Raw genomic sequence first — 22,998 nt, 5'->3', positions numbered from 1 at the left:
TGATCTGGGGGTCCTGCATCTCGCCTAAAAATACATGCTTCTCGGGTCACACGGATACGGCGACGGCTAACAACTACGTTCGTAAATGCGGCCAATGGCTGCTGCCGTGTGCTCTACGGCCAGCCTGAGTTCCTCTTCACGCGTGGATCGACCAAACGTAAATCGGATCACCTCACTGGCAGCACTTTCATCCAAGCCCAAGGCGCGCAGCACGTGAGAGGCACGGAGCTCCCCGGCTGCGCATGCCGCGCCGGTCGAGGCCGACAGTACCGGCGCTAGTAAAGCAAGGAGATCCTCAGCATCCACGCCGGGGAAGCGCAGGCTTAAATGCCCTGGCAGACGCTGCGTGGGGTGACCAATCAGTTGAAAGGCGACGCCCTGCTCGGACAAGGTATCCAGAAATTCAGCGGCGAGTCGCTGCTGATGTTCGGCATCCTCAATTATGCGTCTGCGGGCCAATGTCGCCGCTGTACCAAAGCCGACGGCGAGAAAAGTGGGAACGGTGCCCGACCTAAGGCCACCTTCCTGCCCGCCACCGTGCAGCTGCGGTTCTAGTTGCTCCTGCAGGTCGCGCGCCACATAGAGGGCGCCGATGCCCGCAGGACCATAGAGCTTGTGGCTCGACAAACACATCAGATCGCAGTTGATCGCCTCGACATCAAGCGGCACGCGTCCTGCTGACTGGCTGGCGTCGACATGCAACAGATGACCATAGGTATGAACGCACTCCGCCAATGCAGGTAGTGGTTGAAGCGTGCCGACCTCATTATTGCCGTGCCCCACCGCGATCAATCCCGGAGTGCAGTCCGGGGTGTCTAAGGCTGCCATCAGCGCCGCAACGTCGAAGAGTCCGGTGCTCTGCACCGCCACCCGTGTGACCGTGACGCCTGCACGCGAGAGGTGGCGCGCGGGTTCTCGCAGTGATTTGTGTTCTGTATCCGCTAACCACAGACGTTTGCGCGCCCCGGTTGCCGAGAGCAGGCCTTTCAACGCCAGATTGTTAGCCTCGGTGGCGCCAGAGGTGAACACGACCCCTTCGGGCTGCCCACCAATAAGAGCAGCCACGGCCCCCCGAGCGTCGTCGAGGGCAAGCGCAGTACGGCGGCCGTGGAAGTGCTCGGAGTGTGGGTTGGCATGGGCATGACGCAGCCAAGGCAGCATCGCATCGACGACCTCATCCGCAGGCGGGGTCGACGCAGCGAAGTCGAGGTACAACGGTTCCTCAGATCGCTTAGCCATACGGATCATGCTACTTATGGCACACCAAGCAACCCTGGCCGCCTGCAAAGATATCTTCCATTGCGTTCGACTCGGCCTCCGTTTGCGGGCGTAGGGAGTTGCGGCGAATTTTTGCCTGAGCGCGGGCCAGCCGAGCTTGATGTTCGCGTTCAATAGCGCTCACGCGCTCAGGCTGCTCGAGCTCCTCCAACGATTCCCGATCGCTCCAGGTAAAAGGTGAGCCGTGCTCCATGGCGCTTTTCTCATAGCGCTTGGCTTCCTCGAACCGATCCGGGTGTTGTTGTTTGAGGCGAACCCACTCGATCTTCTGTTGGAAGAAGCAGAACGTACATCCACTGCGTGAACGCCAGTTGTAGTACTTAGGCAAGCCTACACCTGCGCCCTGCAGTAGATCCATGACCCCGGCATGATCGACGCCCGCTTCGCGGAAGGGCAGATGTACCGTCAGATTCTGATGCCCTGAATCATACCCTTCTCGATGCGACTCGTCGGCGCGAATGGCAACATAGCTGTGCACGAAATCGCCTGCCTCTAGCCAAGGCTTGATCCAATTGCGAAAGGGCACCAGCTTCAGCTGACGGGTACACCAGCGCGTGTTTACCGAGGGCAGGAAGTGACCATACTCGCGCAGCCAGAAGTCGAAGTCACGCTGCGGATTCAAGCGCAAAATCGGCTTGCCAAGGAAGCCTTCAAGACTACCCAGGAATTCATATACCTCCGGCAGCTCTTTGCCGGTGTCAGTGAAGAAGTACTGAAGATCGAGCTCGGGATGATGCAGGCGCATATAGACCGCAAGCGCCGCGCTGTCTTTGCCCCCCGATATACCTAATACATGCCGGTCAGCCACGTTTGCCTCCTTGTACCTGCAACTCTTCAAGCACCTTGGCACCTGCCTCCACGAGTGCAGCGAGGATCAAGTTTGGCTTCACGCCATTGCCGCGTAGATGCTCAATCAAGCTATCTCGAACACGATGGATGACGGGCGCATCGGACTCGGCCACATCGATCGTGGCCGAGACCGTATTCTGACCTCCGAACACTACGGCTAGTGCGCGACGACCAGCCGAGCGTCCGTGCACCGAAGCAAGCGCCTCGATCCGGCGAAACTCGAAGGCCCACTGCGAGAGCTGCACAGCGGCCTGGTCCAGATCGTGATCGCTGAACTCTCTGGCAGGCTTGCTGACTGCTAGCGCCGCCAGGCTTTCGATGTCTGCATCACTTCCGGTATAGGTCGCGAGCCGGCTGGCAAATGCCTCCAGCTTCAGGTCGCCACTCACACCTCGGACCGCCAGGGCCCGCTGTTCCAACGAATCAAATGCATCGCCATGGTCGATGCTACTGAGAAGTTTGCCCTCCAGCGCCTTCAATGCGGCTGGATAGGCCTGATTGAGCTCCTCAACGACCTTTCCGATCTTGTCGACCAGTGCTTTGCCATCACGGCCCGTGTCGAGCACCTCAGGAAGGTCGACGAAAATCGTTTTAACAGGATCTGAGGCCCGCAGGAGGAGCGTTCGAGTGTTGCGCGACACGTCGCTGACCTTCGCCGTACGCTGTGTCCACTGCGGAAGCGACAAGGCCCAAGACACCAGGGCTCGTGCAGAGTCGAGCGGATCGGCCGAGACCGGACGCTGCGTCGCCTCTTCCAGCCGGGCTGCCAAGCGGGTCAACATCTGCTTGGCCGAGGCATCCATGCGCACCCATTTCCAGCTAATGCGTGAAGGGTCCTGGAGCCACTCATCCACATCTGCATCGGTCAAATCCGCGCAGAACATTTCATCGACATACAACGCGATCTCGCTGCGGTGGGCCAGCAAGAACGCGAGCGCGAGGATGGGTAGTACGCCTTGCTTGACCCCATAGGGAATCTGCCTTGCCACGTCGTAGAGCTGTGCCAGTGTGATCGCACCATCGCTGCCCTGAAGCAGCTCACACCAGGCCTGCCACAACGGCACCAGAGAACGTGCACCCTCCATCTCTTTAGACAATTCAGGCGAAGAGAAAGTCCCGCGCTTCTTGACCGTCCGATGCAAACCAAGTGGCGCCAGGATGGTGTGGTACAGGCCCGCCTCAGCTGGGTAGCCCGAATAATCTAGTTCGGGGTGTTCACCGTGCGAGAGCATGCGGTGCATCAAAAGACGCTGTGCCTTGGCGGCATTGGACGAAAGCACATCGCGATTAACCAATTCGCTGGAGATCTGCGGTGCACTCTTGAAGGCGGCATCACATACGCGGCTGGCCGTAGGCGATAGGCCCTCTTCGGCCGTCGGGTGGAAGATCTTGCTTGCGCTGTACCAGGTTGCCGTCGCGAAGGCATCGCGCAATGCCGCGTCGAGGTCACCGCGCAGCTGCTGCAGTCGCGCGTGGATTTCGCGCCGGGCAACGCCATCACTTTCCAGCGAAGGGGTGCTTTCGGCCACATGTTCCAGCGCGGCCAGCTCACTGGCATACTCGACAAGGCGATGATGTCCCTTGGGGACGCCGAACAAGGTCAGCGGGTCCTCGGCGGTCTTAGCCAGGTCGTGAGCCGTCTGCGCCAACTGTTCAGAGGTGCTCTCTTCGTTGGGCACGAGCAGCGCGAAGCGCCCGGTCGGCGCTTTCTTGGACGGCGCATGGGCCCCCAGCGCACCGTTTGGTGTCACGACGGATCTTTCGAACCACCGCAGCGTGCCGGTCTTGGAGTAGTGTTTGCGCGCGGTCAAAGGTGGCAAGACGCCCAGTTGCTTGAGCTGTTCGTCGATGCTTTGGCTGCGCTCACGCTTGGCAGTATCCACAGCGGCGTCGATATCGAAGTCACTGCCCGCATAAATGGCCCAAGCTTCGTTGTGCTTGCGGTAGATGACGATACTGGCCGCGGCAAGTTCTTCCAGTGCGACCTTGACGGCCTTTGGCGAGACGTCGTTTACCGAGTTCTCAAGTACGTCGTGACTGGCAGCCAGCCCCGAGCCATTCCGGAACAGCTCGATCAGCGCGATCGTCTTGGCCAAAGAGACGTGCGGTTCGCGGAACCGCGCTTCCACGCGCTCGATGGCTTCGGCGCTGATTGCCCATCGGTGGCCGTCAGCCGATGCCAAGATCGCAGGCTCGAAATTGGCGCGAAGATAGTCCCAAAAGTACGCCGGTTGGTAGTACCCGATACTCTTGCGAGTGTGGCCAGCCAGAAACTCACGGAAGCCCAGAGGCTCAGCCGAGCTCAGAAAGCCGAACACGCTGCGCTCGTTCTGCCCGAAGCGGCGGCGGGAACATGGGCCTAGTAGGGCTGCTGTCACCGGGTGCAGCGGCCAGCACTCATCCAGGGTGTGGGCCAAGGTTGCAGGCGATGCCGGCCTACGGCGTTGAATCGCCCCGGCAATCACGTCGGTCACCTTTCGGCTTCCGGGATGCAGTTCCTCGCAGCGGATAGCGCCACCAATCAACGCAATGACCTCGTCGGTGCCGGCCACCACCGGCACATCTACAAAGCGCCCTTGGACCTTGGCCCATTCGCTTTGGACATCCCGACCTGAGCGCGAAGCGTATTGATCAAACGCCTGGTGCAGGATGCCAATGACCACCAGCTTGCCATCGCTGCGACTGGCGGCTTCGGCCAGCTCTTGCAGCAGATAGATGTCTTCTCCCGCGGCAGCTGCTGCTTCCAGCAGCTTGCCCATCTCGTCGAGCACCACCACCACGCCACCGTGCTCGCCCGTCTCCGCGCGCCGCACCAACTCGGAGATCACATCACGTTGCCCGTTGCGCATGCGTTTGGGCCCGCGCTGAGGCGCATGCTTGTCGATAGCCTGGCCAAGAGCCTCCCCAAGGGCCTGACGGCGTCCCACGACAGGCACGACCAACCACGGCTTCTTGCTGCCGAAGGCTTTCCAGATCTCGTCTTCGGCATCGACATTGAGTGCCTGTTTGGCACGCCTGCGGACCGCCGGCATCCCACCGGCCAGCTGCGCTAAGGCCAGGGCGAGAGTCGACTTGCCCCCCCCATACGGCCCTGTCCATGTAAAGGCGCGCTGCTGGGATTCGTTGATGTGATTCGCCACCACAGCAAGTGCATTGCGTGAGCTTGACTGACAGATGTACCCATCCAACGCATCGGCGCGCGCAAGGTCGGATTCCAGCTGCACAGAGCGCTGGAAGCGCGGCGTGACTTGTATGCGCAGCTCCACGTTACTTGCCATATGCGTGCTTCAGAAGTCGTTGTTTGAGCGCGTCAAGCGGTTCGGTCAGCAAAAGACTGACCTGCCGAACGCCCGCCGTGTCACTCCAGCGCAACTGTCCTTCAGAGATTTCTTCCAGGTTCGTCAGACGATCGCCCACCGAATTCTCGTCCAGTTTAAACACCCGACCCGGCGCACCGAACTCATGCGCAATGGCTTCGAAAGACAAAGTGCCCTGGCCCGAACCACTGGAGCGCGTTTTGCTCTCCCAGAAGTCGAGCAGCGCGAGCGCGAACAGCCCATCGGGCAGCGAAGACTGGGCTCCACGCCGGAACCGGAACGTGCCAATCGGCCCTTCGGCTAACAGACCGAGATCTGCCAGGAGCGGTTCAGCCGCGTCATCGACCCCACGCCCGTCGCGGCGTGCCACATAGCAGCGCAGGCACACATCCACGTCCCGCTTTAGGGTGACGTAGGAGACACGGTGCCCGGCCTGCTCGGCTGCATGGGCAAGCGCTATAGCAACCTTTTCGGACTCGAAGGTTTGCTGATTGATACGATTGAAGACCCACCACCACGTGGTCGAACGCTTGGCGCGTCCGGCGAGCAGCCAATGCACCCACCACGCACTTGCCGGCTTTTCCAGATAGGGATCCAGACCACGGTTGCCAAACAGCGCTCGACCGACCGTGCCGACCACCATCTTCCCTGCAGGCTTCTCTTCCAGAACATCACACGCCAACGCCCAGTGGCGGATCGCGGAGACCATATTCTTACCGACCCCAAAACGCCGCATCCCAGTTTCGGGCACGAACGCCAGCTTGGCATTGCCATAAAAATCAGGGTCTTGCGCAGCCTCGTAAGCCTTTCGCAGCCACAATTGCCGCAACGGGAAGGTTTCGTGACCGGAGAATTGGACGTCGTCAGGGAGTGCAGAAAGGGCCATGGCAGCAGTCTACTGGCGGACAGCTCCAGTAGACAAGGATCTGCCTGGCGAGCTCCGCCAGTGGGAGATGTCGTAGCGGAGCTCTATTTGATAAGATATTGATAAATAAAGAGAAATAATTTTCACCTAATCACTCTGCGCTTGCTCGGGCCGCTGCTGGCACCATATGGGTTGGAAATAAGCGCAAGCCCACACGTGAACGCGCTCGGTGTATAGGACCAGCTTCGCATTAAGTGCCTAGTAAGGAACGCGCAATACGTGGCGCACCCCATAAATTGGGAGCTTGTTGCCTCCTCGCCTGGGCATGCCGTTATTGATGGTCACGACACTGAGAAGCCCAGGCGCCTATTCCTCGATACCGAATGAGCTGATCAGGCGGGGCGCGAACTAGTCATCTCGGCTCTGACTTCCGATGATGGACATCGATTCTACTCAGAGGTCGCGACTCTGCCAGAGCGGCCAACAGACTTCGTCCGCCAAGTGGTGTATCCGTTGCTAGATCGAGGAGAAGTACCTAAGGCCTCTTTAGACTTTACAAAAAAGTCTGCGCACATTCCTCGCCCGCTTCGAAAGGCCGTTCGTGTTATTCGACTATCGACTGCTCGTTATTTCTTCAGCGCCGGATGGATTCGACTTGCCGATATGCATCGTGCAGGCCATGCCGCCGGCACCGCCGGTGTTCACGACGCTGATCCTCAGGGAGGACGTGCGTAGCGGAATCGATAAGTACTTCAGCGATAATCCCGGCCTGGCCAATCACAAGCATCACGCGGCGATCGACGCGGATGCATTTCGCTGGGCCTTCATTGATGCGCTAGCGGGAAGGGACAATGAGAGTTGGGCTCACTGAGCTTCCTGGCAAGCCATCCGATTCGGTTGCGACTCCTTACATCTTCATGCATCTCGATGCTTCAAGAGCCAAATGCACGCTCGTTACCTGCGCTATCCGTGCGCAGGTATGTCAGAAGCACTCGGTCCCTAAAGCTGGGAATCAGGGAACTGATAGCAGCTCTATAGGGCAATATCCAAGGGGGCTCGATTATGGCGGATATCATTCGGTTGGCAGTCTTAGAGCGTGTTATGAACTTTGCCCTTGTCACGCTAACGTATACGGATGAAGCCTCGTAAGCCTTATTCCACCGATATTTCCGACGAAGAATGGGCCTTTGCGGCTCCCTATTTGACGCTGATGGACGTGCAGGCACCGCAGCGCAAGTATGAGCTACGCGCGATGTTCAACGCACTGCGGTGGATCGCGCGCGCCGGCGCACCATGGCGATTGCTTCCCAACGATTTTCCGCCCTGGGAAGCGGTGTATCAACAAACACAGCGCTGGCTGCAAGCGGGCTGCTTTGAGGCCATGGTCAGTGATCTGCGCTCACTCTTGCGTGTGGCGCAAGGGAAAAAAGGCCAGCCGAGCGCGGTCATTTTCGATGCTCGCACGCTGCAGTCCACCTGCGAAAGCGGGCCGCGTGCTGGATACGATGGCTATAAACGCAAGAAAGGCAGCAAGGTACACATGGCCGTCGATACGCTTGGACATCTGCTCGCTGTCCAGGTGACGCCGGCTAATGAGCAGGAGCGCGCGCAAGTCCGATCGTTGGCACAAGAGGTACAACACGTGACCGGTGAAACGGTCAAGATCGCCTTTGTTGATCAGGGCTACACCGGTCAAGAACCGGCGCAGGCGGCCACGGAAGAAGGCATTGAGTTGCACGTGATCAAGCTGCAAGAAGCGAAAAAAGGCTTTGTCTTGCTGCCGCGCCGTTGGGTTGTCGAGCGCAGCTTCGGATGGGCCAATCGTTTCAGACGGCTGGCACGCGACTACGAGCGATTGCCGGAAACCTTGGCCGGTTTGCACTTCGTCGTCTTCACGATCCTGATGCTTGGAAATGCAGCCACCCTCTTTCAAAGTTCATAACACGCTCTAAAGAGCTCGGCATGAATGGTGAGATGCAAGAGCTCCGCCTCCCACATAAGACACACTAGAGCTAAGAGTCCCCAGATGTCAGCTCTCGCCTCTAGCTCCCTCGTGTCATAGCGAGTGGATGCGTAAGAAAACGGCGCATGCTCTTCGGGAAAATTCCAACGCCAGGAACTGGCTCCTGCCTTGCTCAAGCGCTCATCGATCAGCGCTGTCACTCGCTTCCGAGTGGGAGCCTCAGGTCCAAGTAGTGAAGCAGTGTCGAACAGCCAGATTGAGTTAGGAATGGATTTGGCTGGTGCTCTGTGCCGCCTGTCGGGCAGGCCTGCAACTCGAAGGACCGATGCGCGAGTCGGACTTGCTTTACCACTGAGCCATTTGGAAACGAGCCTGCTGTCCGCGCTGTCGTCCGCCATGTAGTCGATCGCGAAACGGTAGGGCGTTACTCCCGATCTAGACAAGCAATAGTCGAGCCACATGCTCCCACGTAGGGTCCGCCAGTTCACCGGAGAGCTGCAGCTTGGCTTCGGAGGCGGCGACATGTAGGGGTGACTTGGGGGAAAAAATGACAGGTTTCTCTTGCGTCCTGATTATTCCCCCATGCGCATAAGTCAGGCAAGCGACACTACGTGCAACTTCGCTCTACAGGCAGTTACGCTGTGACACGTCGCCCTAACCGCCAAGCCGAGATTGATCAACGAGAGGCTCGGTTGACTCAGCAGTTTGGCGAACTCCTTTCCGTCGCTGATCTGGCTAGTGTCCTTCGGTATCCAAGCGCGGCCGCAGTGAGGCAGGCGAGGCGTCGGGGAAGGCTGCCTGTAGAGATGCAGTTGCTATCCGGTCGGCGCGGATGGTTCGCCACTGCACGCGCTGTAGCCGAGTACCTGTACCAAATTGATGTGCAAGGCCACGCCAATGCTGCAGGAAAGGATGGTCCGTGCGATCTGGGCGAAACAGCCGTAGCCGGCCTTGGTACCGAGGACTAGGAGGAGAACAACTATGCCGTAAGCACCGGATCAAGAACCCGGGAGCCAGATGCACAAAAGCCTAGGGGCCCTTGCAGGGGCAGTCCTAGGCTCTTGTGGGGTGCAGATCTTGACGGGCCTGCACGCCTAATTATGCATTTCCGCTCGATGGATGCAACTGCCTGGACCTCAACCGACCAGGCAGGAGGTCATCGTGCGCCCGGCCGCTGGCTCAGCCAGCCCGTCCCTCCCGGCAGCACGCCAGGGGGCGAGATCGTTATATGGGCGTTCACATGGCCAAAAAGAACTTCTTGCACTCCAAGGAGGCGCACAACTATGCAGGGATATGTAGAGATCTAACCGAAGACCAGGCAGAAGCGCTCTTCGCGCAACTGAGATGGGGAAGCGAAACGGAACAGGCGTGTCCAGACTGCGGCACCTTCCGCCGGCACTACCGCCGCAACGGAAAGCGGCGATGGCGTTGTGCGGATTGTGGTCACGAATTTAGTGCCACCAGCCGCACGGCCTTCCACGCGCGCAAACTCTCCTACCGTCGTTTGATCGGTCTGCTGTTGTTCTTCGAAAGCGGGGCAAAGGGCAGGTCCCTCGCAGAGTCTGCCCGCGAGCTTGGGGTCCAGATCAAAACTGCGCAGATCAACTTTGGCAAGATCCGAGAGACGCTAGTTAACAGTATGGATCTCACGCCGCTGCAAGGCATCGTACACATGGACGGCATCTACTTGGGCGGGAAGCCACGGCGACCGAATCGGCGGACCAAAATGCCTAAGGACGCACTGAAAGTTCGGTACGGCAAGAAACCTCCAAATGATCCCTCCAAGCCATGGGTTTCTGCAGGAATGACGCGCAGGAACTGGCGCAAGCGCATGAAAAAGCGGGTCGTGATTTCCATCTGTCAGACAGGGGATAAAGGGGCCGGCTCCGAGCGCGTGATGGCGTTCGTGTGCAGGGCAGAGAACGAGGCCAATGTCATCGCACTCGCCCAGCGCTTCATCCAGCGAGGATCGCTGGTGATGTCAGATGAGAGCCCGGCTTATAATCGGCTGGGTAGCTGGTTTGAGCACTACTCTGTCCAGCACTCCCACGAGTACTCCACTGACGAAGGAGTGAATAACAACGCGGCGGAGAGCTGGAACAGTAGGATTCGACGCCACGAGTACGGCGTTTCGCACGGGTTCCGCCCAAAGTACATCCAGGACTACGCGTGCGAAATGGTCTGGAGGGAGAATTTCCGTCGGGCTTGCCAGAGATCTCGGGTTCACGCTCTTCTCAAAAGCATGGTCCAGTCACCCCGATCAACCTGGTGGCGGGGATACTTCCAAGGCAATCACCGCGAGACCGAGTTGGACATAGACTATTTCCTGGGCAGGGATAGCCTGGTGCCGGCGTGAAAGCCACCAGAATGATTAAAAAGGATCGCGCATGATGACCAACACTCAGCTCAACAGGATTCCGAGCGTAGAGCTTCAGTTGCTTACGTGGCTAAGACTCGTAAAAGTAGGGGGTATAACGAACCGTGTGGATCTAAGGAACCTCTGAACAACGCACCACAGATACGCGACACTACCCGCCTCATGTTGAGGAGTGATCCATGCAGCTGACGTTCGGTGACGCCGAGGGCCTGGGCAAGCGCAAGCAGACCCGCCGCGAGATCTTCCTGGCGCAGATGGAGCAGGTCGTTCCGTGGCAGCAACTGCTCGGGCTGATCGCGCCGCACTATCCGGTATCGGGGCGGCCCGGTCGGCAGCCGTATGCACTGGCGACGATGTTGCGGATTCATCTGCTGCAGCAGTGGTATGCGTTGAGCGATCCGGCGATGGAAGAAGCGCTGCACGAGATCCCGACCTTGCGGCGGTTTGCCCAGCTCGGCGGCTTGGACAACGTGCCGGACGAGACCACGATTCTCAACTTTCGGCGCCTGCTGGAGACCCATGACCTTGCCGCGCAGATGCTGAAGGCCGTCAACGCGCATCTGGCGCGCAAGGGCCAGAGCTTACGGTCGGGCACGATCGTCGATGCAACCCTGATCGCTGCGCCCAGTTCGACCAAGAACGCCGACCATGCGCGCGACCCTGAAATGCATCAGACCAGGAAGGGCAATCAGTGGTATTTCGGGATGAAGGCGCACATCGGCGTGGATGAGTTTTCCGGGCTGGTGCACCACGTCCATTGCACAGCGGCCAATGTCGCCGATGTCACGGTGACGCACGCGCTCCTGCACGGTAAGGAAGACAGTGTGTTTGGCGACAGCGGCTACACCGGTGCAGACAAACGCGAAGAACTGCAGACCTGCGAGGCAGCATTTTTCATTGCCGCTAAACGCTCGACGATGCGAGCCATTGGCAACAAACGTGAGCGTGCTCGGGAAGCGCGTTGGGAACACTTCAAAGCCAGTGTGCGCGCAAAGGTGGAACATCCGTTTCGCGTGATCAAGCGCCAGTTCGGCTACACCAAGGTCCGCTATCGCGGCCTGGTCAAGAACACGGCGCAGGTGCTGACGTTGTTTGCGCTGTCAAACCTGTGGATGAAGCGCAAGCAGCTACTGTCCGCCGCGGGGAGCGTGCGCCCGTAATCGGGATATGACGTCCGGATCGCGCCGAAAATGGTGCAAATTCCGACGATCCAAACGCAGTTCCTTGGAGAAATGCACGTCCCGCGTCCTCGGGTCTCATTGATCAGACCATCCCTAAAACGAGGAGGCTTCAGAGTTCAGGTGCATCCGGCTATCCATAATCTAGATGGATTTGGTCGGCGCGTTCACGTGCTCAACATTGCGCAAGTCGTTGCCAATCCGCGATATGAAGGCCGAGGCTGGTTCACTGGTTTCCTTGAACTATGTGATGAGCTCAACCCGTGGGATGCGACGTATGTCGGCAGTGTCGTGAATCCCCACTTGCCTGCCTTTCTCCGCCGGCAAGGATTTATCGAGCAACAAGGAGCGCAGTTCTATCGACCTTCGAAGGCATGGAGGGTTCGCCACAGCTGGTCGGTTGAATGCGCATCCTCGGCACAGGCCGATGCAGACGCCGCACGCGTCGAAGGGCTTCTGGACAACTTCGAGCTGGAGACGATTATGGTAAGAGAGGCAATGCTGCAACGTTGAGCTGTGAGGCGCATGGCTCAGCCTGCGGCCGGAGGTCTGCCCGAGCTTCGGGGATTCCATCCTTTCATTTCTCTCAACATCATCCGTAAGCGACGTCCGTAAGTGCTAGCTAGTGTCTGCCGGACAGCAGACGCCAGCGGGTATGATTCTGTCGGCAATCCGTGGTGCCCTGGGAAAACTCTCGCTCTACACTTCCCTTGGAAACCAATGAGGTCAGGCGTTTCCGAAACGACCGCCGGATCCTCTCGTACAACTTGCGGTCGCAATTCTCGTAAGTGTGCCCCGTCAGGCGCTCAACCAACTCGCCGGTTGTCAGCCAATCCCCCGCGATTCTCAGCGCGGCATACAAGTTTCGAGTTAGGTCACCGTGCCTATAAATAGGTTGATTGACGTGAGGAATGACTGCGGCAATGTCACCAACATCGACTTGCACTTCGTGCATACCAAGAGATGTCTCGATGGCAAGAAGGTTCTTCTCTGCCCTCTCCAAGCGCTGTCGCTGCGCGACAACTTGAGAATCCAGCTCTTCTGCCTCCCGGCGCAGCAGCTCAACCTCCCCCTGCAATCGGGAGTGCTTTACGATCAACCACTTGAGTGAGGAGGGAGTTCGCCAAGTCATGGGAGGACTGTAAAAAGTCCTCCCAGAATTTTCATGGGGCTTCTGCTACCAATTAGCGGTCACATGGGTGCAGTCACATGGGCGCAGTGATTACTTCGCGACAACGCGCACCATTTCCAGGCACTTGTTGGAATAGCCCCACTCGTTGTCGTACCAGGACACCAGCTTGACGAAAGTCGAGTCCAGCGCGATGCCGGCGTCGGCGTCGAACACCGAGGTGCAGGTTTCGCCGCGGAAATCGGTAGCCACCACTTTGTCTTCGGTGTAACCCAGGATGCCCTTCAGGGCGCCTTCGCTCTGTGCCTTCACTTCGGCGCAGATCTCGGCGTACGTGGCCGGCTTTTCCAGTTCGACGGTGAGGTCGACCACCGAGACGTCGGAGGTCGGCACGCGGAAGCTCATGCCGGTGAGCTTCTTGTTGAGCTCCGGAATCACCACGCCCACGGCCTTGGCAGCGCCGGTCGAAGACGGAATGATGTTCTCCAGAATGCCGCGTCCACCGCGCCAGTCCTTGTTCGATGGGCCGTCAACAGTCTTCTGGGTGGCAGTGGCCGCGTGCACGGTGGTCATCAGGCCGCGCTTGATGCCCCACTTGTCGTTGATCACCTTGGCCAACGGCGCCAGGCAGTTGGTAGTGCACGAGGCATTGGAGACGATCGCTTCGCCCTTGTAGCTCTGGTCGTTGACGCCGTAGACGAACATCGGAGTGTCGTCCTTGGACGGTGCCGACAGGATCACTTTCTTGGCGCCCGCGTCGATGTGCTTCTGTGCGGTTTCCTTGGTCAAGAACAATCCGGTGGACTCGATCACCACCTCGGCGCCGACGGCATCCCACTTGAGGTTGGCCGGGTCGCGCTCCTGGGTCAGGCGAATCTTCTTACCGTTGATGATCAGTGTGTTGCCGTCGACCGACACCTCGGCCTTGAAGCGGCCATGCACCGAGTCGTACTGCAGCATGTAAGCCAGATAGTCGGGCTCGAGCAGGTCATTGATGGCCACGATCTCGATGTCATTGGCGAAGTTCTGCACAGCAGAGCGCAGCACGTTGCGGCCGATGCGACCGAATCCGTTGATGCCAACCTTGATTGCCATGTTCACTAGCTCCTGCGGCCGCGACGGCGCGGCGGATGGAAAGGGAACGCCATTCTAGCAGCGTCGTACTTGGTTGGCCGGGAATCGGAAATCTGTCGGCAGGCTCCGCTGTTGGACGACTTGGTGATGCTGCCTTGGTCGGCACCTGCAGGCATGACGCCCCGCACGTGACTGCCCACAATATCGGCTGGCTATGACGATCGGATTCATTATCGGCACGGCCAACATCGACCCACTGGTCTACGAAGTGGCGTACGTGCACCGGTTCTGAATCCGGGGGGCGTGCGCGGTGCATCTCTGGCACACTTGCTGTCCAGGGACGTGGATCCACCGCCGGAGTGCGGACAGGCTAGTCACGTCGACCACCTGTCCGACCAACCGGGAATTCCATGAACACGCTGATTCGCACCGCCCTCGCCATCGCAATGGCCGCCTCGGCTCCACCCGCCCTTGCCCAGTCGGCCGGCCACTGGACGACCGGCTACGGCGTCGGCTATGTCTCGCCCACATCAAACAGCGGCACCTTCGGCGGCACACGTGCCGAGATCAAGGGCGCACCGACGCTCTCGTTCACCTACGAATACTTCATCCGCAACAACCTCGGCATCGAGGTACACGCCGCGGTCGCGGGCAAACACGACCTGGAACTCGAAGGCGTCGGTAAGGTCGGCAGTTATTGGTCGGTGCCGCCGAGCGTGCTGTTGCAATATCACATCAACGGCTACGGCACGGTGTCGCCGTTCGTGGGCATCGGCATCAACTACACCGCCTTCCTCGGCGAAGACACCGACAAAGCGTTCGGCAATGGCGAGCTGAGCTTCGAAGACTCGGTCGGTGCCACCGCGCATGTCGGGGTGGACTTCATTTTCAACGAGCGCAGCGGCTTGCGTGTGGATGCACGCTGGGCCGACTCGCGCAGCAACGTCGACTTCAACGGCGCGCGGTTGGGCAAGGCGAAGATCGATCCGCTGACCTGCGGTGTGTCGTATCTAGTCTATTTCTGATCGTTGCAGACGCCATGCCGAGGCGTGAGCTGTGGCTCGACCGGGACGGCCATCAACCCGTCCCAAAGCGATGCGTACAATTACGGGATGAAGACGTTATCCCCGTATGCATTCGTTCTCGCTGCAGCCGTTGCTGCAGCATTCCAGCCCACCAGCGCATTCGCCTGGGGCGCGCAGGGCCACCGCCTGGTGGCGCGTGTTGCCGAAACCGAGCTGAGTACGCAAGCGCGTGCGCAGGTGGCGCAGTTGCTTGCTGGCGAGCCGGACCCTACGCTGCATGGGGTGGCCACCTGGGCCGACGAAGTGCGCGAGTACGATCTGGATCTGGGCAAGCGCTCCGGGCCGTGGCATTACGTCAACCTTGCCGAACACGACTGCCGCTACGCGGCCCCACGCGATTGCCCGGATGGCAACTGCGTGATCGACGCGCTGGAGAAGCAAACCGCATTGCTCGGCGACCGCAGCCAACCGCTGGCCTTGCGCCGCCAGGCCTTGAAGTTCGTGGTGCATTTTGTCGGCGATATCCATCAGCCCCTGCACGCAGGTTACGCGCACGACAAGGGCGGCAACGATTTCCAGCTGCAGGTCGATGGCAAGGGCAGCAATCTGCACGCGTTGTGGGATAGCGGCATGCTCAACGACCGCCATCTCAGCGACGATGCCTATCTGCAACGCTTGTTGGCATTGCCGGCCGCCGCCGTAGTGTCGTTGGTGCTGCCGCCGCCCGCTGCGGCCTGGGCGCAAGCCTCGTGCAAGATCGCCGTCACGCCGGGCGTGTACCCAAGCGCGCACGTATTGCCTGGCAGCTACATCGCGACCTATCGTCCGATTGCCGAAACCCAATTGCGTGTCGCCGGCGATCGACTGGCCGCCGTCCTTAATGCGGCGCTGGCAAGCCCCTGACGTGGAGACGCCGATGCAGCCCCAAGTCCTTGCGTTCTTTCATGCCGACAGCAACACCTTCACCTATGTGGTCGCCGATGCGGCGTCCGGTGCGGCTGCGGTGATCGATCCGGCGCTGGACTACGCGGCGGACACAGGCGAAGTCGGCACGCACGCGGCGCAAGCCATCGTCGCTACTATCCGGCACCACGGGTGGCAGGTGCAGTGGCTGCTGGAAACCCACGCGCATGCCGATCATCTGTCGGCCGCGCAATGGCTGAAACAGCACTGGCCGCAGGCGCGCATCGGTATCGGTGAAGGGATTCGGGATGTGCAGCAGACGCTTGCGCCGCGTTATGCGTTGCCGGAGGACTTTCGTGCAGACGGCTCGCAATTCGATCATCTGTTTGCCGACGACGAACACTTCATGCTCGGCGGCATCGCCGCACGCATCATCGCCGTGCCTGGGCACACCAGCGACAGCATCGCGTATCTGATCGGCGATGCGCTGTTTCCTGGCGATTCGCTGTTCATGCCCGACACGGGCACGGCGCGTTGCGACTTTCCCGGTGGCGATGCGCGGCAGCTGTATGCCTCCATCCAACGCCTGTACACACTGCCGGAGAGCACGCGTGTGTTCGTCTGCCACGACTACGGCCCGGGCGGTCGCGCCGTGGCGCACCAGACCAGCATCGGCGCACAGCGGCGCAGCAACATCCATGTGCGCGATGGAGCCGACATCGACGCATTCGTGGCCCAGCGCCAAGCGCGCGATGCCACCTTGCCCGAGCCCAAACTGATCAGGCCCGCTTTGCAGGCCAATCTTCAGGCGGGACGCTGCAAAGGCGTGGCTCCGTAGCGTTCGTAGCGTTCGTTCGTGCTCGCCACGCGGGTCACAGCGCGCAGCCGTTATGATCGATGCCTGACCCTGCTGGAGCTTGCACATGCGCACAATCGGTTTTTGGCAGCGCGCGTTCTGCGTGCTGATGCTTGCCGTGCCGGTGTTGGCCACTGCACAGACCGCGCCGGTGACGGTGTTTGCCGCCGCAAGCCTGAAGGAATCGATGGACGAAGCCGCGGCCGCTTACGAAAAAGCATCCGGCACGCCGATACGTATGTCGTATGCAGCGAGCTCCGCGCTGGCGCGTCAGATCGAACAAGGCGCACCGGCAGACGTGTTCTTTTCGGCCGATCTGGCGTGGATGGACTATCTGCAGCAGCGCGGCCTGGTCGTGCCTGCGCAGCGCCACAATCTGCTCGGCAATACGCTGGTGTTGATCGCACCGGCCAACAGCAAGGTCCGCGTGGATCCGCGCACGCCAGGCGCCATTACCAGGGCGCTTGGGGCGAGCGGGCGCCTGGCCGTTGGCCAGACCAACAGCGTGCCGGCCGGCAAATATGCCGCCGCCGCGTTGCGCAAGCTCGGTCAGTGGGATGGTTTGCGCAACCGCCTCGCCGAATCAGAGAGTGTGCGCGCCGCACTGATGCTGGTGTCGCGTGGCGAAGCGCCGCTGGGCATCGTGTACGGCTCGGACGCACGTGCCGATGCCAAGGTGCGCGTAGTCGCCACCTTTCCCGACGACAGCCACGATGCGATCGTGTATCCGGTTGCTGTGCTCAAGAACAGCAGCAATCCCGCTAAGGCCGCGTTCGTGCAATGGCTGGGCAGTGCGCCGGCCAAAGCGATCTTCAGCCGTCGTGGCTTTTCGTTGAAGGATTGAGGCACACCGCTTGTCGATGTTCACCCCGGAAGAGCTGACTGCAATCGGCTTGAGTCTCAAGGTTGCCACCGTCGCTGCACTCGCCAGCCTGCCGCCGGGCATCGCCTGCGGCTGGCTGCTGGCGCGGCGCCGCTTTCCGGGCAAGGCGCTGCTGGACGCACTGCTGCATCTGCCGTTGGTGATGCCGCCGGTAATCACCGGATATGCGTTGCTGGTGGTGCTGGGCACGCAGGGGCCGGTCGGCAGCTGGCTGCTGGAACACCTCGGCATCCAGTTCGCCTTCCGTTGGACCGGCGCGGCGTTGGCGTGTGCAGTCATGGGATTTCCGTTGATGGTGCGCGCGATTCGTTTGTCGATCGAAGCGACCGATCAGCGCCTGGAAGCGGCCGCCGCCACACTGGGCGCAGGACCGTGGCGGGTGTTCTTCAGCATCACTCTGCCGCTGGCCTGGCCGGGCTTGGTTGCCGGCGTGGTTCTGGCGTTCGCCAAGGCCTTGGGCGAATTCGGCGCGACCATCACATTCGTCTCCAACATTCCGGGCGAGACGCAGACCTTGTCGTCGGCCGTCTACGGCTTGATGCAGGTGCCGGGCATGGAATCGGGCGTGTGGCGACTGGCAGGCGTTGCATTGGCGATCTCGCTGGCGGCGCTGTTGCTGTCCGAGTGGCTGGTGCGCAGGCCGCATCCGCGCGAGGAAGACTGATGCTCGATATCGACCTGCAGCTGCGGCGCGGCAACTTCCAGCGGCGTATCCGCATCCAGGACGCTGCGCGCGTGGTGGCGCTGGTTGGTCCGTCCGGCGCCGGCAAGACCACCGTGCTCAATGCGATTGCCGGGCTGGTGCATCCGCATGCCGGGCATATCCGCATTGATGGGCGGTGTCTGTACGACGATCGACAAGGCGTGAACCTGCCCACGCACACGCGCAAGATCGGCTACGTGTTTCAGGATGCGCGGTTGTTCCCGCATCTGGATGTGCGGCGCAACCTGCGCTACGGCCGGCATGCGCGTGGCACCTCGCCGTTCGGGTTCGACGATGTGGTGGCGTTGCTGGGCATCGGCCCGCTATTGCAACGCCGGCCGCGCAATCTCTCCGGTGGCGAGGCGCAGCGCGTGGCGATTGGGCGGGCGCTGTTGTCGCAGCCGGCAATCCTGTTATTCGATGAACCGTTGTCGGCGCTGGATCGGGCGCGCCGCGAAGAATTGATCCCTTACCTGCAGCGCGTGCGCGACGAGATCCGCTTGCCGATGCTCTACGTCAGCCACAATCCCGACGAAGTGCAACGTATTGCCGACAGCGTGCATGCGCTGGAGTGACTGCTATAGCGCAGCGCTTGCGTGACGATTCTGGCGGGTGTGGTCGCCGCTCGGAACAGCAGTTGTAAACGCGGGCACCGCACGTTCTGTGCGTTGGTTACGAGGACCTGAGGACTGTTCGCAGCGTCGGCTGCCACAAGCGCTGGTGTGGTCGCTTTGCCGTATGCGCGGGCTGGCCGGCACGCATCGCTTGTCATCGCGCGACCTTGCCCGTGCGCACGCTTACCTTGCCTTGCCGTACTTCAAAGGTGAACGCGAACGACAGCGTCACCGGGACCGGGTCCTGGCGATCGGCGCCGGTGCAATCGTCCAGCGCCGCCGGTTGTGCGACACCTGGCGCAAACGTGCACATCGCGGCCGGCACAAACCTCCACTGCAGCACCGTGGTGCTCACCGCCTGCACCAGATCGGCATTGTCCGGCAGCAGCCCGGCTGCGCATTCGTCGCGATCGGACATGGGGTCGACGCGCTGCACGGCGCCGTCGGCCGTGACGATCACATGGGCGCACACGGTGTGTCGGCGGCAAGGTTTGCCGTGGCGAATCGGCTGGCAATACCGGCGCGTCGCTGTGCAGCGCGCGCGGCATGCGGAACCGCTGCGTTGGCGCCAGTGTGTAGGGTTCGATGGATGCGTCGCCACCTCCGCCCGACTGCGAGGTCAGCATGCGCTGATCCACGGAATCTTCGCGCTGGCTGCGCTCCTGCTCCTGCACTTGCCGGATCGCACATCCGCTGAGAGCTAGAAGCACGATTGCGCTGCATGTCAAACGGTGACTCATCGCAACGCTCCGCCAATCGCACAGTGTGCCCAGGCGCACCCGGCAAGACGATCTGCCTGCGCGGTATCTGCTCTCCTTGCGCCGACGTCAGCGTCAGCGTTGGTGACTGTTTCATCCGAAGCATCCAGTTCGAACCTGACCGGCACGCGGACCCTGGAGGTCACCGCCTTGCCATCCACACGCGCAGGTTTAAACCGCCATTGGCGCGCTGCATCGACCACCCTGATCGAACACGCCGGCGGGCCGGCTTTGCACAATAGCGATGTGCTGTGGCGCCCCTCGCACGTCCACCTCGATCTGCAGTTCGACAAAGCCCTCGATCGCTGCAGCAAATGCATTGCGCGGATATTTCGGCGGTTGCAGCGTGGCGAAATCCAGCGCGTTGCCGGGCGCCAGTGTCGGTCGCACCGTTGCAACCATGCGCGCGGGCTGCACGGCCCAGCAAACGGCGCTCCCGATCAGTGCCAGCGACAGCACCATGCCCATCTTCCAACGGGCACGCCGCACATTCGTCACCGGACCGCACAATGCGGCAATGCGCTAACGGATGCGACGACACCCAATGGCAGGCCAGTGGGGTCCACCCACTGCCAAGCTGGCACTTGAGCATCGTGGTCGCATAGCTGCGTCGCTTGCTGGGGTACCGCGCCAGTACCGCGGCATCGCAGGCCAGTTCCTGATCCAGCCGGAACGCGCGCCATGCCAAGTGCATCAGCGGGTTGAACCAAGCGATGCAGAGCAGCAGTGCCGCCAGCAAATTGGCATGCAAGTCGCCGCGGCGCAGCGTCAGGATCAGGGCACGCTCGCCAGCGGTGTAGCGCGCATTGAAATCCATCGGCACCACGATACCCGGGCGCCAGATCCCCAACGCTGCCGGCAGACCGACGTCATGCGTCGCCATCCACAACACGTTGTCCAACGCATGCAGCGGCCCCATGCTGCGCACGAAACGCTGCTGACGCCACCACAGAACGACCGCCATCACTGCGGCACCGGCAAGCCACGCGGCCACAAGGAACTGCGTCCATCCGTGTTCGCCGCCGTGCGTGGTGAGCGGAAGCGGCATGGCAACCAGCGCGGGCAATTTCAGCAATGCTGCACTTGTCGGCCGGCCTGGCAGCGCGGCTGCCATCAACGCTAGCGGCACGCTTGCCCAGATCGCATACGCCGCTGTTGCGCCCAGCCAGGCACGCAGCGGACGACGCAGGAACAAGCACGCCAACAGCGCGGCCGTGATGCAGAGCATGGCTTGCAGCAGCACCAATGGGTCAAGGCGCATCGTCCAACTCCTTGAGCAGCCGCGTCAATTCCGCAATATCGGACGCGTTGAGTTTTCCGCGCTCGCTGAAGTGCGCCACCAGCGGCGCGACTCGTCCACCGAACAGCCGTTGCAGCAAACCTTCGCTCTGTTGTTGCACCCACTGGTCGCGTTGCAGCAATGGCGAATAGTGGTACTTGCGGCCTTGCTTTTCGGCTGAGATGGCGCCCTTGGTGAGCAGACGATTAAGCAAGGTCTTGATAGTCGGCTCGGCCCAACCGGTGTGCGACAACGAGGCGACAACGTCCTCCGCCGTGCGCGGCGCACTGTCCCAGAGTACTTGCATCACCACTGTCTCTGCATCGCTGATCGACATCCGATTACGCCTGTAATTTTTAGCGATTACGCCTGTAAACAGAGCGCTTGTCAAGTCGCTGTGCCGATTCCGGGCAATCCAGCGGCGATGGCAGCACAGGCAGCTTCATCGGTACCGGCAGCACGTACTGCCGGACATCTGTATCAACTATCGTCCGGATGACCTCACCGTCTACCGCACCTGGCTGCACCGCAGTTTCAGACGCCCGACCTTCAGCCCTGATTTCCGGCGAAACGGTGTACTCCAGCGACGACACCCAGAAGGTGGTCGGCATCTCCAAGCTCAATCCCGATCTGCATCCGAGCAAAGCCGACGACGCTGATCTTTCTGCTGACATCACCGCAGATTTCCTCAGCCGAGCGTTTGGGCGCAACGCAGGTGACCGGTTGTCGGTCGATGCAGTGAGATCGCCCACGCACAAGTGCACGACACAGCGCGCCGTGTCGGTGTCGGTGTCGGTGTCGGTGTCGGTGTCGCATGTATGAGATCGCAAAGCGGAACCACACCTCACACCATCACCTATTCCCCGCATCGATACCGCACTCTCAGTTAGTCCGGGTGCAGCCATTTCACGCAAAAAACGCAGGCCGATCGGGCAATGTATGCGCATACATCTATCGGACCTGCTTATGTCTCCACGCTCCTACGCTCGCACCTGTTTGCTCGCCCTCGCACTGGGCCCCTCGATCTCTGCACTGGCGCAGGCGCCGCAGCCCGCCGCTGCACCTGCACCTGCAACCGCGCCCGCCGCGAACGTCGTGCCGACCGGCCCACGTTCGGACCTGCACGCGCAGGTATTGCTGGATCGCGGGCATTTTTCGCCGGGGCAGATCGATGGCGAACGTGGCTCCAATCAAAAGCGTGCTGTTTCCGGGTTTCAGGCCGCACACTCGATCAAGGTAACCGGCGAGCTGGATGACGCAACTTGGCAGGCATTGCAAGCCGACACCACGCCGGCACTGGTGCAATACACCCTCACCGATGCCGACGTGGCCGGCCCGTTCCAGCCGATTCCCAAGGGCCCGGCAGAGCAGGCCAAATTGCCTTCGCTCGGCTACACCTCGGTCGACGAAGCACTGGGCGAACGTTTCCATGCAGCCCCCGAACTGCTACGCCAACTCAATCCCGGCGTGGACCTGAGCAAGGCCGGCAGCGTGATCCAAGTGCCGAACATCGACGGTGTCCCGCCACTGGCCAAGCCGGCCAAACTGGTGATCGACAAATCCGACTCGACGCTGCGTCTGTTCGATGCCGACGGCAAGCTGTACGCGCAGTTCCCGGTGTCTTCGGGTAGCAAGCACGATCCACTGCCGATCGGCCGCTGGAAAATCCTCGGCATCTCGCGCGCCCCGGTGTTCAAGTACAACCCCAAGCTTTTCTGGGATGCGAAAAAAGGCGATCAGAAAGCGACACTGCCACCAGGCCCGAACAACCCGGTCGGCCGTGTGTGGATTGACCTTTCCAAGCCGCATTACGGCCTGCATGGCACCCCGGAGCCCGGCCGTATCGGCAAGACCGAATCGCATGGTTGCGTGCGCCTGACCAACTGGGACGTCGTCAACCTGGCCAGCGTGGTCGGCCCGTCGGTGCCGGTTGTCATGCAGGAGTAA

The 22,998-nt window shown here is 60.9% G+C and carries 19 protein-coding genes and 3 pseudogenes; 13 read left to right on the top strand and 9 right to left on the bottom strand.

Annotation, left to right across the window (positions count from 1 at the left end):
- Positions 1-66 precede the first annotated feature (66 nt).
- The 4 genes from PD885_RS02680 to PD885_RS02665 are packed head-to-tail and all read right to left on the bottom strand — an operon-like array spanning position 67 to position 6,330.
- Complete coding sequence (locus tag PD885_RS02680) at positions 67-1,215, bottom strand: cysteine desulfurase family protein (RefSeq protein WP_159087661.1); 1,149 nt, start codon at positions 1,213-1,215, stop codon at positions 67-69.
- A 34-nt stretch (positions 1,216-1,249) separates the two neighbouring features.
- The gene (locus tag PD885_RS02675; protein ID WP_002802532.1) at positions 1,250-2,086 is read right to left on the bottom strand and encodes a phosphoadenosine phosphosulfate reductase family protein; all 837 of its coding nucleotides are present in this window, start codon (positions 2,084-2,086) and stop codon (positions 1,250-1,252) included.
- Positions 2,079-5,405 (bottom strand): hypothetical protein, encoded by a 3,327-nt coding sequence (locus PD885_RS02670; protein ID WP_040762018.1) that lies wholly within the window; start codon positions 5,403-5,405, stop codon positions 2,079-2,081. The genes PD885_RS02675 and PD885_RS02670 overlap by 8 nt, the downstream gene beginning before the upstream one ends.
- Positions 5,395-6,330: a DUF4007 family protein gene (locus PD885_RS02665; protein ID WP_040762016.1), complete on the bottom strand. Its 936-nt coding sequence runs from the start codon at positions 6,328-6,330 to the stop codon at positions 5,395-5,397. The genes PD885_RS02670 and PD885_RS02665 overlap by 11 nt, the downstream gene beginning before the upstream one ends.
- 580 nt (positions 6,331-6,910) lie before the next feature.
- Between PD885_RS02665 and PD885_RS02660 the strand changes: the two genes are divergently transcribed.
- The 5 genes from PD885_RS02660 (at position 6,911) to PD885_RS02635 (ending at position 12,340) form a co-directional block, all read left to right on the top strand.
- Entirely contained in the window at positions 6,911-7,180 is a 270-nt protein-coding gene (locus PD885_RS02660) for a hypothetical protein (RefSeq protein ID WP_002802525.1), read from the top strand.
- Positions 7,181-7,444: 264 nt separating this feature from the next.
- Positions 7,445-8,251: an IS5 family transposase gene (locus tag PD885_RS02655; RefSeq protein WP_002801519.1), complete on the top strand. Its 807-nt coding sequence runs from the start codon at positions 7,445-7,447 to the stop codon at positions 8,249-8,251.
- Between the two features lie 1,261 nt (positions 8,252-9,512).
- The gene (locus PD885_RS02645; RefSeq protein ID WP_159087658.1) at positions 9,513-10,628 is read left to right on the top strand and encodes an IS1595 family transposase; all 1,116 of its coding nucleotides are present in this window, start codon (positions 9,513-9,515) and stop codon (positions 10,626-10,628) included.
- Positions 10,629-10,828: 200 nt separating this feature from the next.
- Positions 10,829-11,809, top strand: a complete 981-nt coding sequence (locus PD885_RS02640) for an IS5 family transposase (RefSeq protein WP_065975420.1) — start codon at positions 10,829-10,831, stop codon at positions 11,807-11,809.
- A gap of 30 nt (positions 11,810-11,839) precedes the next feature.
- Positions 11,840-12,340 (top strand): hypothetical protein, encoded by a 501-nt coding sequence (locus PD885_RS02635; protein WP_082244177.1) that lies wholly within the window; start codon positions 11,840-11,842, stop codon positions 12,338-12,340.
- A 109-nt stretch (positions 12,341-12,449) separates the two neighbouring features.
- On the opposite strand, the gene PD885_RS02630 is transcribed toward PD885_RS02635, so the two are convergent.
- Together PD885_RS02630 and gap are read right to left on the bottom strand one after the other, a co-directional pair.
- Entirely contained in the window at positions 12,450-12,905 is a 456-nt protein-coding gene (locus tag PD885_RS02630) for a hypothetical protein (protein WP_231892683.1), read from the bottom strand.
- Between the two features lie 144 nt (positions 12,906-13,049).
- Positions 13,050-14,051 (bottom strand): type I glyceraldehyde-3-phosphate dehydrogenase, encoded by a 1,002-nt coding sequence (gene gap, locus PD885_RS02625; RefSeq protein WP_002802504.1) that lies wholly within the window; start codon positions 14,049-14,051, stop codon positions 13,050-13,052.
- Positions 14,052-14,440: 389 nt separating this feature from the next.
- Here gap and PD885_RS02620 point away from each other — a divergent pair, with 389 nt between their 5' ends.
- From PD885_RS02620 to modC, 6 genes are all read left to right on the top strand, one after another.
- Positions 14,441-15,055 (top strand): OmpW/AlkL family protein, encoded by a 615-nt coding sequence (locus PD885_RS02620; RefSeq protein WP_002802502.1) that lies wholly within the window; start codon positions 14,441-14,443, stop codon positions 15,053-15,055.
- Between the two features lie 87 nt (positions 15,056-15,142).
- Entirely contained in the window at positions 15,143-15,958 is an 816-nt protein-coding gene (locus PD885_RS02615; RefSeq protein ID WP_002802493.1) for a S1/P1 nuclease, read from the top strand.
- 13 nt (positions 15,959-15,971) lie between these two features.
- The gene (locus tag PD885_RS02610) at positions 15,972-16,796 is read left to right on the top strand and encodes an MBL fold metallo-hydrolase (RefSeq protein ID WP_002802491.1); all 825 of its coding nucleotides are present in this window, start codon (positions 15,972-15,974) and stop codon (positions 16,794-16,796) included.
- 85 nt (positions 16,797-16,881) lie between these two features.
- Positions 16,882-17,658 carry a molybdate ABC transporter substrate-binding protein gene (modA, locus tag PD885_RS02605; protein ID WP_002802489.1) on the top strand — a complete coding sequence of 259 codons (777 nt, stop codon included), beginning with the start codon at positions 16,882-16,884 and terminating at the stop codon, positions 17,656-17,658.
- Positions 17,659-17,674: 16 nt separating this feature from the next.
- Positions 17,675-18,361 (top strand): molybdate ABC transporter permease subunit, encoded by a 687-nt coding sequence (gene modB, locus PD885_RS02600; RefSeq protein WP_172402144.1) that lies wholly within the window; start codon positions 17,675-17,677, stop codon positions 18,359-18,361.
- Positions 18,361-18,975, top strand: a complete 615-nt coding sequence (gene modC / locus PD885_RS02595) for a molybdenum ABC transporter ATP-binding protein (RefSeq protein WP_088056629.1) — start codon at positions 18,361-18,363, stop codon at positions 18,973-18,975. The genes modB and modC overlap by 1 nt, the downstream gene beginning before the upstream one ends.
- A 193-nt stretch (positions 18,976-19,168) precedes the next feature.
- Here modC and PD885_RS02590 read toward each other — a convergent pair.
- The 3 genes and pseudogenes from PD885_RS02590 to PD885_RS02580 form a co-directional block, all read right to left on the bottom strand.
- Positions 19,169-19,754, bottom strand: a pseudogene (locus PD885_RS02590) (hypothetical protein).
- Positions 19,751-21,033 (bottom strand): annotated as a pseudogene (locus PD885_RS02585) (TonB family protein). Before PD885_RS02585 ends, PD885_RS02590 begins: the two co-directional pseudogenes overlap by 4 nt.
- Positions 21,023-21,388 (bottom strand): BlaI/MecI/CopY family transcriptional regulator, encoded by a 366-nt coding sequence (locus tag PD885_RS02580; RefSeq protein WP_088056628.1) that lies wholly within the window; start codon positions 21,386-21,388, stop codon positions 21,023-21,025. Before PD885_RS02580 ends, PD885_RS02585 begins: the two are co-directional and overlap by 11 nt.
- Before the next feature lie 47 nt (positions 21,389-21,435).
- Here PD885_RS02580 and PD885_RS02575 point away from each other — a divergent pair.
- Together PD885_RS02575 and PD885_RS02570 are read left to right on the top strand one after the other, a co-directional pair.
- Positions 21,436-21,723: pseudogene (locus PD885_RS02575) on the top strand (TonB-dependent receptor); the annotation flags it as partial.
- Positions 21,724-22,074: 351 nt separating this feature from the next.
- Positions 22,075-22,998: a L,D-transpeptidase family protein gene (locus PD885_RS02570; protein ID WP_172402143.1), complete on the top strand. Its 924-nt coding sequence runs from the start codon at positions 22,075-22,077 to the stop codon at positions 22,996-22,998.

This window comes from Xanthomonas fragariae (assembly GCF_900183975.1).
Lineage (GTDB): Bacteria > Pseudomonadota > Gammaproteobacteria > Xanthomonadales > Xanthomonadaceae > Xanthomonas > Xanthomonas fragariae.
The sequence above is the reverse complement of the archived record's forward strand: the minus strand, read 5'-3'. Positions and strand labels throughout refer to the sequence as shown.

Excerpts from the sequence above, each read along its gene's own strand:
- PD885_RS02670 (WP_040762018.1), bottom strand. The coding sequence starts at position 5,405 with ATGGCAAGTAACGTGGAGCTGCGCATACAAGTCACGCCGCGCTTCCAG.
- PD885_RS02665 (WP_040762016.1), bottom strand. The coding sequence starts at position 6,330 with ATGGCCCTTTCTGCACTCCCTGACGACGTCCAATTCTCCGGTCACGAA.
- PD885_RS02655 (WP_002801519.1), top strand. The coding sequence starts at position 7,445 with ATGAAGCCTCGTAAGCCTTATTCCACCGATATTTCCGACGAAGAATGG.
- PD885_RS02645 (WP_159087658.1), top strand. The coding sequence starts at position 9,513 with ATGGCCAAAAAGAACTTCTTGCACTCCAAGGAGGCGCACAACTATGCA.
- PD885_RS02640 (WP_065975420.1), top strand. The coding sequence starts at position 10,829 with ATGCAGCTGACGTTCGGTGACGCCGAGGGCCTGGGCAAGCGCAAGCAG.
- PD885_RS02635 (WP_082244177.1), top strand. The coding sequence starts at position 11,840 with ATGGTGCAAATTCCGACGATCCAAACGCAGTTCCTTGGAGAAATGCAC.
- gap (WP_002802504.1), bottom strand. The coding sequence starts at position 14,051 with ATGGCAATCAAGGTTGGCATCAACGGATTCGGTCGCATCGGCCGCAAC.
- PD885_RS02620 (WP_002802502.1), top strand. The coding sequence starts at position 14,441 with ATGAACACGCTGATTCGCACCGCCCTCGCCATCGCAATGGCCGCCTCG.
- PD885_RS02615 (WP_002802493.1), top strand. The coding sequence starts at position 15,143 with ATGAAGACGTTATCCCCGTATGCATTCGTTCTCGCTGCAGCCGTTGCT.
- PD885_RS02610 (WP_002802491.1), top strand. The coding sequence starts at position 15,972 with ATGCAGCCCCAAGTCCTTGCGTTCTTTCATGCCGACAGCAACACCTTC.
- modA (WP_002802489.1), top strand. The coding sequence starts at position 16,882 with ATGCGCACAATCGGTTTTTGGCAGCGCGCGTTCTGCGTGCTGATGCTT.
- modB (WP_172402144.1), top strand. The coding sequence starts at position 17,675 with ATGTTCACCCCGGAAGAGCTGACTGCAATCGGCTTGAGTCTCAAGGTT.
- modC (WP_088056629.1), top strand. The coding sequence starts at position 18,361 with ATGCTCGATATCGACCTGCAGCTGCGGCGCGGCAACTTCCAGCGGCGT.
- PD885_RS02580 (WP_088056628.1), bottom strand. The coding sequence starts at position 21,388 with ATGTCGATCAGCGATGCAGAGACAGTGGTGATGCAAGTACTCTGGGAC.